The organism is Streptococcus mitis, assembly GCF_013305725.1.
In the GTDB taxonomy this organism is placed as follows: Bacteria; Bacillota; Bacilli; order Lactobacillales; family Streptococcaceae; genus Streptococcus; species Streptococcus mitis_BO.
This window is the reverse complement of sequence record NZ_CP047883.1, coordinates 1,072,686-1,085,982: the sequence shown is the minus strand read 5'-3', so window position 1 is coordinate 1,085,982 and position 13,297 is coordinate 1,072,686. Positions and strand designations below refer to the sequence as shown.

Genomic DNA, 13,297 nt, shown 5'->3' with positions numbered 1-13,297 from the left:
AGTGAAAATTTTAGAATTAAATCAGGAGAATTTAGAAATTCTCAAATCTAAATTAAACGCTGGATATCCCATCATAGTTCCAACAGATACTAACTATAATTTGTGTTGTCTTCCAGATAATAGGATGGCTGTTAACCGAATTTTTGAATATAAAATTCGGCCTAAAAATAAGCCTCTCTCTATTTTCATGTCCAATCCTAATGATTGGGAAAAATATGGTAAGACTTCACAAACAAATTTAATGAAATTATTGGTCGATGAGTTTTGGCCAGGAGCACTAAATATAGTGGTAGAAAATATTAGTCCATTTCATTATGCAATAAATGATAGTTCCACAATTTCCTTGGGATGTGTTCAAAATGAAGTTTTTAGAGAATTTGTAGAATATTTAGGAGGAGTAGTTGCAATTACCTCAGCTAATATCTCTGGAACAGCTGATGACCTACTTATCACAGAGGAGGTCGCTGATGAACATATGGGAGATAAAGTTGATTATTTGTTAAAATCAAATGTAGAATCATTGGCTACTAAATCAAGTACTATAATAAAAGTTAATGATATTGGAACTGTCACTATTTTGAGGGAGGGAGATATTAGCAAAAAAGAAATCCAAAATGTATTACAAAAGGAGGGATATGTAATTGAAAAATAAGTTGGGAATAATATTCTATCGGATTTTATCAAGGGCATATTTCTATTTACCCTTTTTATTAATAATTTTATATTCAAAAGGATACTCAATTATAGGTATAGAATTATTGATGTCTTGTTATGGAATAGGAACGTTTGTAAGTTCTACTTTTATTAAAAGGTACATTAGCAATATTCCATCAAAGAGATTATTAATTCTGAGTGAAGTTGTCAAATTAATTGGATTAGGGTTATTAAGTTTATCTGATAGTACAATTTTAATTGTTATTGCTCAACTATGCTTAGGAGCAAGCTATTCTATTGGAGCTGGTGAGGATACTAATCTTATCCAGTACTTCTTAGATTCTGAAGCAACTGATTTTCAAAATAGAACAAATGGCTATATGTTCATCTCATTATTATTTTCTGGAATTATTGGGGGGACTCTTTATAAACTAAATCCTAATTATCCGATTTATGCCACGATTATTGCCACGATTATTAATACAATATTACTTTCTTTATTAGTACCTCTAGATTATAAGAAAGAGCAACGTGAATTTAGAAATACTACTAAATATCATTTGACGAATTTTGAAAAATATTGGGTTGGTCATTATGTTTTCCTAAGAGGAATCATCCTAGGACTATTTACAGGATTTTTACCATTTTATTTTTTTACAGATCTGCATATTTCAACTCAATATTTTGTCTTAATATTGGCTTCATACACTTTGATGGGAAATATCTCCTCGAAATTTTTTGTTAATAAGAATAGATACTTTTCTTCCGTACTATTGTTCCCATCTTTGCTATTATTTCTTACCAACAATATTATTTGTATTTGTTTAGGTATGGTTTTATTGGGGCTATCATCTGGAATTACTAGACCTCAGACTATTAAAATGTTAAAAGAGAGTAATAGCAAATTGTCTATTGTTCTGAAAATTGCAGAAGTGTATTATGCTTGTTTTAATATCATATTTCTTATGTTAGGAGGTCTCTTATATTTAAATTTTAATTTTGAAGGGGTAATATGTATGTCGCTAATCGCTTTAGCTATTTATTGTATATTTAGCTTTATAATTCTTAAAGGAGAAAAAAATGAAAATTAAAACAACATTTAATAATATTTTACCAAAGGAGTTTGGAAAGGAAGCAAAAAGGGAAGATATAATGCAAGGAAATCCGGTTCGTTCTTTTGCGTTTGAAGTTGATAATTTACCCAAAGGTACTGAATATATCGCTTTTACTCTTATTGATTATGATGCCATTCCTGTTTGCTCTTTTCCTTGGATTCATTGGAGCGTTGCTGATTTAAAAGTTAATGGTGATAGTATTCAGATTGAAGAAAATATGAGCCGAATTGGTCAATTAATTCAAGGTAAAAATAGTTTTTCTAGTCAATTTTTAGATGGTGATTTTTCTGAAATTGATACAATGTTTGTTGGACCGACTCCACCTGATCGAGACCATAACTATACTTTAAAAGTGTTTGCATTATCAGAGAAAACAGGACTTAAAAATGGCTTTTGGGTTAATGAATTACTAAATAAAGTAAAGGATTTAACTTTGGGTACGGTTGAGTTAGACCTTATTGGAAAATGTTAAAGTCATAATTGGTAAACCTAAATAAATTAAACGTTTAGGTCTTGTTATTATCTTGTAAAACCAGTAAAGTAGCTAAATCTACTATTTTTAGGGGAGTTAGTCACAAAGAAAATCAAACAGTTAGACTGACTGTTTGAGTATGAAAAAAGCAGATAAAAAATCCCTTGAGTAAATAACTTGAGGGATTTTAAAGGTTGGGATAGAGTATTGAAAAGCTCGTACAAAGTATAATAAAAATCCCCACCAAAATTTGAAAATCTATTGAAATGTATTGAAGTTTATTAGCAGAATACATAAGTGGAAAGCTTAATTTTAATACATTTAGAAGATTATTGAAAAAGAAATATCACACTTTCATTCTTATTAAAATTCTTATAACTGTATTTTGAATGATTTTCCCAAACCAAGCATCCCTCTCTCTTATAAAATATATACGTTCAGTTGTATGAAATGTAATATTGTTCTTATCAGACTTGAAACTTTTACTAATCCAACTATTTATCTTATACATTTAATTTAAACCTATAGTATCCTATTTACTTAATATTCTACAGTGTAGGTTGTTTGGAGCATATCATCAACAAAAAAGAGAACGAGCCAAAACTTCGTTCTCCTTAAAATATAAAACATTACTATTAAAGTAAAAAAGATGGCTTACAGAACCTGTAAGCCACCTAGTCAGTCGGTTTATTCTGGTGTCCGCCACCGCTTGGCCCTTATGTCCAAGATTACTATCAGATTGACCATGAGCCAACCACTCATCTACACCATTATTCTAACGAATATGAGCTACAAATGCAAGAGAAAAACTTATTTTGGATTTATACACTATAGAAAACATACACTATCTTCAGATTGAACTTTTGTTCAAAATAAGCTATAATGAATTTAAGTAGAAACAGGAGGTAGAACAAATGGCTACAATCAGTTTAACACGTGATATAAAACTAACAAACGAAGATGCTCTAAAAATTCTTAATCATAAACCATCTAAAAAGCTACAAGCAGTCTTGAAATCTATTGAATCACAAGACGCTACCGCTCCAACGAAAAATAAACTCATTTCAAAGTATCTGTAAGATGACAATTCAAGTAACACCACTTAAGCAATATCTTGAAAATATTCAAGTGCTGGCTCCTGATAAAACTGAGAAACAAGTTCAGGAGCTCTATTTAAAACTATCATTTTAGAAAATGTTGATTTCAACGGTAATGAAGAGATGTTGACTTATCTATCTGATAAAGCTCCCAATTTTGAAAAACAACATCGTTCTCGTAATTTTATCGTTGAAGAAACTGAAACAAATAACATCTTAGGATTCTTTAGTTTATCTCTCAAAGTTGTTGATATTTCTGATTTAGAGAAATCCTTAAAAAAGAAACTCGTCCTAAAAGGGAAAAGTCCCAAAAATATTGATTATCTCCCTGTGTTACTTATCGGTCAATTCGGCAAAAACACAAAGCTAAATAAATTATCAGGACAAGAGTTATTTGAAATTGTAATTCAAAAAATTGAAGAATTTCGAGCAATTGTAGGAACTCAGATGGTATTTTTAGATAGTATCAATCATCCTAAAGTCATTCAATTTTATGAACAGTTCGGATTTGTTGCTTACAGTCAATTGATTAAAGACGATCATCAAGTAAGTTATCAGCCTATGGCATTAAATATGTCACTCTATAAAAAATAAGAATCATGTCACCTAAACTGATGACATGATTTTTTTATTTCGTTGTATAGGCAAAACTAATGGCACTATCTGCTTGAGAGATTTTTCTAAAGGTATAGTTAGGGTTGCCACCATAGTTAGTTTCAGACACAAGGAAAGAACCATCATCATAGACCTTCTCGACAAAAGCCACATGACCGTAGATAGCTGGTGTGCCATGTGTACCTCCTACAAAAGAAACAATGGCACCTGCTCTTGGTGTAGAGCCCGTTTCTCCACCAAGACTTGAAGCTGTCGCAACCCAGTCCTGACCATTTCCCATGGTATTAATGATTGAAATCTTCTCTCCGTTTCTACCTTTTAGCTTTAATCCTAACTGGTTCATACGAGCCGCAACACCCCATGTACATTGTCCATAGGCATAGGCCATACCATCTCCACCACCAGGAACAGAATGATCATACAAGTCCCCACGAACCCCTTCAAGGGATTGTGGGTCACTTTTTGCCTGTCCTCCATTTGTTTGACTAAAGCCTTTTTCAATTTGATAATACCATTCCGTTGCTCTAGTTTGTCTTTCCAGTAGTTTGTCACCAGAATTTCCCTCCCAATAGGTAAGGAAGAGTTGGGCGAGATTGGCTGCACTACCCGTATTTTTAAAGAAATCCTTTAACCAACTTTGATAGTAAGGACTATCCCCATGAAGCATAAAATCAAGTTGGAGGTCTAAATCATACCATTTCTTATTTTGGGTGCGTGCATAATTTAACAAAGCTGTATGACGTGTTGACCCATCTGCGGTATCCGTCCATTGACCTAACCCCAAACCTCTATGAAGGATATTAGGATAAGCACCACTATAAATGGCTGGCCCTCCTATCGCTAACCAGCTTTCATCATCCCATGAGGAATCGGTAGCGCCAACTGGAGGAGATAAATAATCCCCTTCAGCTCGTTTAGGTTTGATAGAAGATTCTACCGACCAATTTCCTAAAATAGCCGCAATGGCTTGGGGACTTGCCCCTTGAGATTTCAAAAACTCATAAATATGTTTTGCTCGTTCAAACTCATCCCCACCAAACTGACCAATGGCAGGTAAGATAGTTGTCTGAAGTTGAATGACTTTTGGAAAATAAAATTGCGGATTGACATACACCAATTTTTCTTTCTTGTTCTTATACTTTTGATAGGAAACTTTCAAACCTGTATCGTCTGGTGTCTCACCAATAACATCACCAGTTAAGACCCTTGTTCCCTCAATCGCACGGCCATTATGAATAGAATACAAGGTCAATCGACTCTCATTCTCTCCTTTTCCGTTAGTGAGAATAACATCATCTCCATCTAGAGATACAACTCCATCCATTGGTGCGACAATCGTTTGGTGAGCCTTCGCTTCTAGTAGAATGTACTCCTGAAGAGTAGGTTTTCCGTCTAAATCATAGTATCCATAACGATAAGTCATGGTTAAACTATCTTCGTTGCTTTGTCCCTCAAACGGATTGTCCAATTCCTGCATGGAAGCATAGACACCTTCTTCTTTTAGTTCCTTCATTTCCTCTTGATCGTCTTTCGAGAGTTTATACTTAGGAGTTTCATAAAGGTCTTGCATGGATTTCAAATCTTCCCCATCGTTTAAATCATGCCACAAAGTAGACAGATAATCCTTGTAAGTTTCGGAACTAAATAAGTGAACTGGTTTGTGTAACTCATAGTCATGGAATTTAAAGTTCATATACCCCATCACATCATCAACTTTTGTGTAATAAGTAATTCCTTTGTCATTTGTGCGAGTATGTTCTGCATCTTCCCAAGTCAGGTGGGTATAAGCTTTTGTTAATTCAAATTCATCTTGTTGAATCAAACTAGCAGATGAAAATCCTAAAAAGAAGCTCATCATAAGTAAAAGAAGAAAGACTATTCCTCCAACTATCCAGGTTGCAGGATTTCCAGCCGCAAATGTAAAGAAGGAAAAGGCTGCTTTTAGTTTTTGATAGATATTTCGGACACTAGTAAGACCTTGATTCTTTAACTTTCGAAACCGATTTTTAAAGGAACTTGGATTATCTTTCGCTAGTTTCCATCCTTTTCCAGCCTTAAAATGATGGTATCGCTCTTTTGTGTTGGTCAGTCTTTTCTTGGTAAAACGACCTGTTGCTTGTCCTGTTTTGACACTAGCTTTTCCAAGGTTATAAGAAAGCCGACTGTAGCGTTTCCCTTTTCTAATGGTCTCTTGAAGTGTGCGATAACCTTCTAAATCTTCATTTTCTGAAGCTAACTCTCCTCCTTCACGTCCAAGAACATAAAGAAAAGTTTTGGCTTTCCTACTGACTTTTTTGGACTTATAGGCTTGTTTAGTAGATTTTAGATTCTCTTTGGCGGCCTTGACTTCTTTCTTAGCTTTTAATTCTTCTAAACTCTTCCCTTGAAAGAAAAAATTAGATTTTTGTTTCGATTCCTGACCGTAGAGAAATTTTTGATTGGTTTTTCTTTCTTTACGACTCTCTTTTCTTTCTTCTTTTGCTTCTACCTTGGCTTCTCTAAATTGCTTCTTGGCTATTTTCAATCGTTTCCTAGCATGAGGCAACCGTCTGTCTCTTAATTCTTTTCGATTCAAAAGAGATGGAGGACTATTTTGAAGAATATGATTGTAGTCTTCATTTGCTTGTTTTACTCTCTCCTTTGAAGCTTCTCTCATCTCCTCTAGCTTTTCTTTTATCTCTTTTTTCCATGCTTTTTCATCCAGTACAGCGGAATCTTTTTTCTGTTTCTTCACCTCCTTCTTTCCTTGTTTCAAGAATTTCTTCTCATCTTTTAAACTTCTTCTAAATGCCTTTCGGGCACGTATAATTTCTCTTTTATCCTTCATTCCACTTCCCCTTAATTAGAAGCCATTTTATCAGGATCCGTACTCATAATATCAAACAATTGAGTACCTTGAGGAATCTTATTTTTGAAGGGAACAACAACTGAACCTGCTTTTATTAGTCCTGCTCCTTTTTCTGGATTGACTAGGTATTTTTCGAGTTCTTTTGACAAGCCTAAGAGTTGAACCAGTTCTTCCCGGTCATTTTTTGCTTGCTTGAGGAGAATCATAAATTCACTATTGGCAATAATCCGTCTACCATTTGGATCTAACAATAAGGTTTCGACATTTTGAGTTATTCCAGTCGGACTGGCTCCATATTTTCTGACACGACTCCACAATTTAAAGAAGAAATCACTGGCATATTTATCTAATAAGAGAAGCTGCATTTCATCAAAATAAATCCAGGTCTTCTTCCCTAATTTTTGATTCCGAACGACACGATTCCATATCTGATCAAAAACAACCATAAGAGCAATTTGTTTCAACTCATCTCCTAACTTTTTAACATTATAGATTAAGAAATTAGATCCTGTCTGAATATTGGTCTTATGAGAAAAAATATCAAGAGAACCTTCGACATACAGTTCCATATCAAGTGCCAAATTCTGCGCTTCTTCTTCTGGTTGTTGGCTCAAGACAAAGACCCATTCTTCCAAAGAAGGCTCTTTAAATGACTGATAGGTGAGTCTGGTAACTCGGTCAATAATCGATTTTTCTCTTCCATCCATTTTTCTATCCAATAACTTGCCGATAAAGGATAAAAGAAATTCTGATTTTACCTTTACAGGATCTTCATCCATATTTTCTTCAGACAAGTCAAGGACATTGAGATAGGTTTGGGAATCGGGCGCAATATCAATCATTTCTCCCCCAAAAGCTCGTCCAATGACACTGTATTCTGCTTCTGGATCCACGATGATAATTTCAGTATTTTCACCAGATTCCTTGATTTTGGTCGTGATAATTTCATGCTTGGTTGCCATCCCTTTCCCAGCTCCAGATGTCCCTAAAATCAGACCAGACGGTGTATTTAATAGGCTACGATCAATGGTAATAATATTGCTTGAGATTTGATTGATACCGTAATATTTCCCACTACGGTCTTGTAAGTCTACTGAAGTCCATGGAGAGTTCACTGCTACATTAGATGTTAATAAACTCCGTGATACTCCCTCTAAAAAATCACAACCAAATGGCAGCAAACTATTAAAGGCTGCTTCTTGCATATATGGAAGTTTATCTATCATTAGGTCATTTGAGCCGGCCACTTGTTGAATAGTGTCTAGTGCTTGTTTGAGTTCTTCTTCATCCTGACCAAAAACACCAATCAAGAAGACTGTTTGAAATAGTTTATCTCCTGTCTCTGTCATGGTTTTTAAGAGTTCCTCAGCTTCATCGATATTGCTTTCTAATACATGACCTACTTTTTCCAAATAGATACCTGTACGAGCTAGTTTTTGTTGTTCCCCAATCTTTTGGGATTCCATCAAGGTCTTCTTTGTTCGTAGTTTCTTCATGGCATCTGCCTTGGTCGAACTTTGAGCATGGAGGCTCACAATCAATTCCAAATCTCCTTGCATGAGGTCTCGGATAAACTGATCTCCTAATTCCATACCGTAGTCTCTCACATAGACAATCTGCAATAATCGGTCATTGATTTGTAGGTAATTCTTGTTTTTGAAATCTAAGAGATTAGGAGCTATAAAGTGACGAGTTGTCTGACCCGATCTCGTTAAATCACGGTAAGAAAAAGGAAGATGGTGTTCTCCTCTAAGCATATCTGCCAACAAGTTCACACGGTTTTCTCCAGCCAAGGATTCAAAGCGAGCATCAATTTCTGAAAAACCACTCTTGAAATATTCTCCAATTTGAGACAAGGAACGATAGGCTTGTTTGGGATTAGAATCCTTTCTACCAAAGGTAATCAGTTTCACAGCTGAGAAATTATTTTCGCCACTGTCTAAATTCTGATTCATCATCCGATTCAATTCTTTACGATAGGTATCATATCCATCTTCTTTTTCCTCATACAAAACACTTTGTCTAAACTTTTCTAAATTCAATCTTTTATTAAAGATAGTCAATTGGAAGTTAGTTTGGTCATCTAGTGAGTTAATCAAATCAGAATACTTCTCAATGATTGCCCCCTTGTCTTCTAAACCAACAGTCTGGTAATTGACATCACCAAGTAAATAGCTTTGTGAGAAATAATCTTCTTTCACCTGCATCAGACCATTTTGATACAGGGCTTGATAGGAAAGAGTATTAGCCGTTGATGGTAACACTTCCTCTTTTTTATCTTTAACTTTTTCCTTTTTATTAGTCATTGAAGTTTTTTGTTTCTTTAATGTATTTGATTTTCTTTTCATGTTCAGATCCTTTCTTTCCTGTAATTGTGCGTAGGGGAACCGTTAATTCAAAATGTAGACGGTATTTCAAATAATGTTCAAAATATAAATCATTGGGTTTATAGACTCCAAAAAGCATGAGGGGGATGGTAAAGGCAAACACAAAACCGTAAACAAACCAATCTCCAAATTGCCAGAAAAAGAGATTCAAGCCCAAAACAATAATTGTGACAATAAAGGCTGGTAAAACAAAGATGATTTGTCTTGTAGTGAAACCTAACCAAGCCCTGTGTTGGTATTTTGAGATGTCTTTAAAGACACGTGTATTCATGACTTTCCTTTCTAAAAAGGCTAAGAAGCAATCACTTCTTAGCCTTTATCTAATTACATACCTAAGATTGAGCGAGCCGTACGTTGAGAACCAACGAGGGCAATAATCAGTAAGATAGCTTGTATTAAACTACCAAACATAATCGCAAGAGATTGCAGGACTCCTGCACCATTTGAAACAGCTATTTTCCCAGCAGATTCAAACAAAGGAACAAGAGAAACAATCAGAAAAATAAGAACCCCTTGTACCGCATAGACCATAATATTTTTTAAATAGCCAATACCAATAGACTTCCACTCATCACTTAAAAATGTTGGAATCGTAAGAGGGGCAAATGGGATCATAAGGTAGAGTTGAATAAATCGAATAGATACCAAAAGATTGACCATGGCTGCACTTACTATCCGAACTAGCCAAATGAGGAGGGCGAAAAAGCCCACAATCATCCGGCCAATAAATCCTGACCCTTTTAATCCAGAGATTGTATCATACTTTGCCCCACCGTGAGCCACAATCGAGGCCACTTGTTCAATGGCATGACTCGCAATCCCAATGATGGCTTCTACAATGACGGTAGTGTTGGTAATTACAACTGCAACCATAATATAACTAATCAACATCGGCGCTAATGCTTCAAAGGTCATCGCTCCACCAGAGTTAGCAATTTTCTTTGCCATCTTCGAAAATTCTAAGATGAGAACAACTGATAAAATCGCAACTCCAAGAGGTTGCATGACACTTTTAGTAATACTAGACATGTAAGTCCAAACTGTTGGATTGTAGCTAGATAGGGATTTAATCAGATCTACCGTAGATTGTAAATCCACATTAAATCCTTCAAATAAATTTTCAGCTGATATTTTTTCAGATGCAAGGTAAACAAAGGGTGAGACTAAACTAAGATTCATGTCATTGTTTATCCTCCTAAATTGAAATCTGGGTTACAAAGGCTCCAGCAGCCCCGACCATAACTCCACCGACAATTTCAAGAATGGCATTCCGAACACCTGGTCCACCATCTTTAATGTTGGTTGCAAGATTGACAATTCCCACAACAACGAGAAAGGCACCAACTGCAATCAATCCCTTCTGTAACAAAGACATAGCTTGTGCAAACATAGCACTTGCGTCTACTCCATAAACAAAACCTTTAAAATGCGTAATCATCTATTTCCTCTTTTCTATTTTTATTTTAAACTAGATTCAAAAGTTAAATCTCGAATTCTAAGGCCTTCAAGATGATTTTCTTGTCTTTGATTCAAAGGATTGATTTGATAGTTCCACCACCGTTCATCGGTTTCTTGATTGGCTAGGTACTTCCAGTTTGGATGCTTGGTTGAATTGTATTTTTTGCTTTTAAAGACTGGCATATTAGCAATTCGAACCAAGCATTCATGCCGTTTCATATTTCCGACTTCATCAGGTGTCATTAAATCACGAGCAATCTTTTGATGAGAAAGGGATCCTGAACCTGTCTGGCCAAAGGAACGACTCGTATTTCGAACATCAATGGTTTGTTTACCGAGTAAGCCACTCATAAATTTAAAGGTATCTTCATCATTCCCACCTAAGTAGACTAAGCTATCACAGTTCCCAAGAATGGTTTTCCAAGCTTCTTTTTCTTTATAGAGCCCTTGAAGTTGGGCAATATTTTGAAGAATAGGAACGAGACTCATATTCCGAGAACGGACTGTTGAGGTTTGTTCAGCAAAATCTGGGATTTCTCCGAATAGCGATAGGTAAGCCTCTGGTGTTACCACCTCGGGCTTTTCCCCCGCTCCACACCGTGCGTGATAGTTTCCCATCACACGGCGTTCCACCGACTAAATCTTACTTTTTAGTGCCTATATAGTCATTGAATTGTATCATTTCTAGCTCCCTGTGTTCACGAAGCTTATTGATTTTCTCTTGCATTTCATTGGTCAATGGTAGGTTTTTAAGTATCTTACTTACTTTATTGCTATTTTCTGCTCCTACCAAATCCGATACTTCTTTTGAGAGAATAATTAAATTCCTGTAAGTATCGTTTCTTTCTCCTTTGCAAGGCTTGATGTGTTCACAGACCATATCCACAATGGTCAAAGCATTATGAGTAACAGCACATTTGCCTCTTTGTGCTATATACCTTGAAAGAGCATTATCTGCCATTTCTAATGTAGGATAGAGATGAGCATTTTCCATCATGTACTTCATAACCTCAAAGCTGATACAGTTTTCAGCGTCTGAGTATTTCCTCACATATTTGTTGACTTCACGTCTTTTATATTTTGGATATTCATAAGATACATATCCGACAGGAACAATCATACGACCATTTATCCATCTACATTGTTTGGACTTTCCGTACTTATCCAAGATGTATTTACTTGTAATTTCACCTTGTTTCTCTATGGGAAAGCATCGTTTGTTATGATTCATTCCGTTGCTTTTCCCTGTAACCTTAAAGGCTATTTCCGCAAAATCAGCTGATACAAGCGTTGCCATACAGTAATAATTGTGCATTCCCATTACCGTAGCGTTGTAAAGACTTATATTTTTATCTAATTCACTTTGTTTGCTTGGATTCTTAATATCCTTCCAAACAGAACCCAGTTTACTGATAACCTTTGCTTTACTCTTATCTGCCATATGGGAACGAATAATCCATTTATTCCCTTTTGGTACTACCTTGAATTTTATTCCAAGAAAAGTCGTGTAGTTCTTTCTAAGGTTGGTAATTCCTGATTTTTCATCACTTGTCTTCAAGTGAAGATTTTCAGCTAACCATAACTTTGTCGCACCCATTACCTTAACCGCTGTCACATAATCTCTACAGAATATTTTAAAATCATCCGCATATCTTATGATATACATTTCTTTCAAGTCGGTTTTTGCTCTGAGCTTGTTCCATTTCTGCGTTCGATCTATTGTGAGTATGTTTCCCTCGTTATCAACCTTTGTAAACTCGTAGCCTGTACTTCCCTCTTTGATTTTGAACATTTCCCACTGATTAGCAACCCACCAGTCCAGTTCATTCAGTACTACATTAGCTAGTAGCGGAGATAGAATGCCACCTTGAGGTGTGCCTGTTTCTGGTGTGATGACTATATCTTTGAACAGAATATCTGCTTTTAACATTTGCTTGATTATCATAATCAGCTTTCTGTCCTGTACTCCCAATCCCCATAACTGACGGATAAGTTTTGAGTGGTCAATATTATCAAAGAAGCCTGTAATATCCACATCTACAACAAAGTGAAGATTTTGTATTTGTGCCATTTTATAGCACTGTGCTATTGCGTTCTGTGTAGACCTATACGGTCTGAAACCATTGTTTCTTTCGTGAAACTTAGCTTCACAGATTGGCTCTAAAACCTGTAAGACACACTGTTGTATCAGTCTGTCCCAAATACTCGGAATTCCAAGAGGTCTTGTCTTTCCATTATCTTTCGGGATTTCTACTCGTCTGACTTTCTTTGGTTGATAATAGTTTAACTTGTTTCTGATGGTTTTTATGACCATTTTGATAGGTAATTTCTGTATTTCTACAATCGTTTTACCATCTGTACCAGGAGTTTTACTCCCGTTATTCTTGCAGATATTTCGATATGCAAGTATGATGTTTTGGTCAGAGACAATTATTGGCATAAGTCTATCAAATCTCTTCCCTTTTAGGCTATCTTCATAAAGCTGATATCCTATTTCTTTAGCATCATACCTTTCTGCATTTCGTTCTGCTTTATTTACAATTCGTTTTGCCATAGTAACCAACTCCCTATCGGAGAATGATTTTTTCTTAGTCGCACCACGACAGCTATGAAAATCTCCTTTTGGTGATTACTATATAGACATGAAAGAA

12 protein-coding genes and 1 pseudogene are annotated in these 13,297 nt (G+C 35.5%); 6 read left to right on the top strand and 7 right to left on the bottom strand.

Translation table 11 applies throughout. From position 1 onward, the window contains the following. Window position 1 precedes the first annotated feature (1 nt). The 6 genes from M594_RS05395 (at window position 2) to M594_RS05370 (ending at window position 3,932) form a co-directional block, all read left to right on the top strand. A complete protein-coding gene (locus M594_RS05395; protein ID WP_173876163.1) occupies window positions 2–652 on the top strand; it encodes an L-threonylcarbamoyladenylate synthase in 651 nt (216 codons plus the stop codon). Beyond that, window positions 642–1,745, top strand: coding sequence for an MFS transporter (locus tag M594_RS05390; RefSeq protein WP_173876162.1), 1,104 nt, complete (start codon window positions 642–644; stop codon window positions 1,743–1,745). Before M594_RS05395 ends, M594_RS05390 begins: the two co-directional genes overlap by 11 nt. Then, window positions 1,735–2,241 carry a YbhB/YbcL family Raf kinase inhibitor-like protein gene (locus tag M594_RS05385; RefSeq protein ID WP_033680331.1) on the top strand — a complete coding sequence of 169 codons (507 nt, stop codon included), beginning with the start codon at window positions 1,735–1,737 and terminating at the stop codon, window positions 2,239–2,241. The genes M594_RS05390 and M594_RS05385 overlap by 11 nt, the downstream gene beginning before the upstream one ends. 649 nt (window positions 2,242–2,890) lie before the next feature. Continuing rightward, on the top strand, window positions 2,891–3,100 hold the full coding sequence (locus tag M594_RS05380; protein WP_173876161.1) for a hypothetical protein: 210 nt from the start codon (window positions 2,891–2,893) through the stop codon (window positions 3,098–3,100). Between the two features lie 55 nt (window positions 3,101–3,155). Then, window positions 3,156–3,320 carry a hypothetical protein gene (locus M594_RS05375; RefSeq protein ID WP_000201399.1) on the top strand — a complete coding sequence of 55 codons (165 nt, stop codon included), beginning with the start codon at window positions 3,156–3,158 and terminating at the stop codon, window positions 3,318–3,320. Between the two features lie 141 nt (window positions 3,321–3,461). Then, entirely contained in the window at window positions 3,462–3,932 is a 471-nt protein-coding gene (locus M594_RS05370) for a hypothetical protein (RefSeq protein WP_254597114.1), read from the top strand. Window positions 3,933–3,966: 34 nt separating this feature from the next. Here M594_RS05370 and M594_RS05365 read toward each other — a convergent pair whose 3' ends face one another. From M594_RS05365 to ltrA, 7 genes and pseudogenes are all read right to left on the bottom strand, one after another. Then, a complete protein-coding gene (locus M594_RS05365; RefSeq protein ID WP_173876160.1) occupies window positions 3,967–6,780 on the bottom strand; it encodes a phage tail tip lysozyme in 2,814 nt (937 codons plus the stop codon). Between the two features lie 11 nt (window positions 6,781–6,791). Beyond that, a complete protein-coding gene (locus M594_RS05360; protein ID WP_173876159.1) occupies window positions 6,792–9,149 on the bottom strand; it encodes a VirB4-like conjugal transfer ATPase, CD1110 family in 2,358 nt (785 codons plus the stop codon). Further along, window positions 9,100–9,459 (bottom strand): PrgI family protein, encoded by a 360-nt coding sequence (locus tag M594_RS05355; protein ID WP_001097591.1) that lies wholly within the window; start codon window positions 9,457–9,459, stop codon window positions 9,100–9,102. Before M594_RS05355 ends, M594_RS05360 begins: the two co-directional genes overlap by 50 nt. A 53-nt stretch (window positions 9,460–9,512) precedes the next feature. Continuing rightward, window positions 9,513–10,367, bottom strand: a complete 855-nt coding sequence (locus tag M594_RS05350) for a conjugal transfer protein TrbL (RefSeq protein WP_001054256.1) — start codon at window positions 10,365–10,367, stop codon at window positions 9,513–9,515. 16 nt (window positions 10,368–10,383) lie between these two features. Next, entirely contained in the window at window positions 10,384–10,626 is a 243-nt protein-coding gene (locus M594_RS05345; protein ID WP_000627865.1) for a hypothetical protein, read from the bottom strand. 20 nt (window positions 10,627–10,646) lie between these two features. Continuing rightward, window positions 10,647–11,186: pseudogene (locus M594_RS05340) on the bottom strand (TraG/TraD/VirD4 family protein); the annotation flags it as partial. A 103-nt stretch (window positions 11,187–11,289) separates the two neighbouring features. After that, window positions 11,290–13,200 (bottom strand): group II intron reverse transcriptase/maturase, encoded by a 1,911-nt coding sequence (ltrA, locus tag M594_RS05335; RefSeq protein ID WP_173876158.1) that lies wholly within the window; start codon window positions 13,198–13,200, stop codon window positions 11,290–11,292. Window positions 13,201–13,297 lie beyond the last annotated feature (97 nt).

Bases quoted from the DNA above. Each gene is read 5' to 3' on its own strand.
- M594_RS05370 (WP_254597114.1), top strand. From the start codon at position 3,462: ATGTTGACTTATCTATCTGATAAAGCTCCCAATTTTGAAAAACAACAT.
- M594_RS05385 (WP_033680331.1), top strand. From the start codon at position 1,735: ATGAAAATTAAAACAACATTTAATAATATTTTACCAAAGGAGTTTGGA.
- M594_RS05350 (WP_001054256.1), bottom strand. From the start codon at position 10,367: ATGAATCTTAGTTTAGTCTCACCCTTTGTTTACCTTGCATCTGAAAAA.
- M594_RS05375 (WP_000201399.1), top strand. From the start codon at position 3,156: ATGGCTACAATCAGTTTAACACGTGATATAAAACTAACAAACGAAGAT.
- M594_RS05380 (WP_173876161.1), top strand. From the start codon at position 2,891: ATGGCTTACAGAACCTGTAAGCCACCTAGTCAGTCGGTTTATTCTGGT.
- M594_RS05360 (WP_173876159.1), bottom strand. From the start codon at position 9,149: ATGAAAAGAAAATCAAATACATTAAAGAAACAAAAAACTTCAATGACT.
- M594_RS05355 (WP_001097591.1), bottom strand. From the start codon at position 9,459: ATGAATACACGTGTCTTTAAAGACATCTCAAAATACCAACACAGGGCT.
- ltrA (WP_173876158.1), bottom strand. From the start codon at position 13,200: ATGGCAAAACGAATTGTAAATAAAGCAGAACGAAATGCAGAAAGGTAT.
- M594_RS05365 (WP_173876160.1), bottom strand. From the start codon at position 6,780: ATGAAGGATAAAAGAGAAATTATACGTGCCCGAAAGGCATTTAGAAGA.
- M594_RS05345 (WP_000627865.1), bottom strand. From the start codon at position 10,626: ATGATTACGCATTTTAAAGGTTTTGTTTATGGAGTAGACGCAAGTGCT.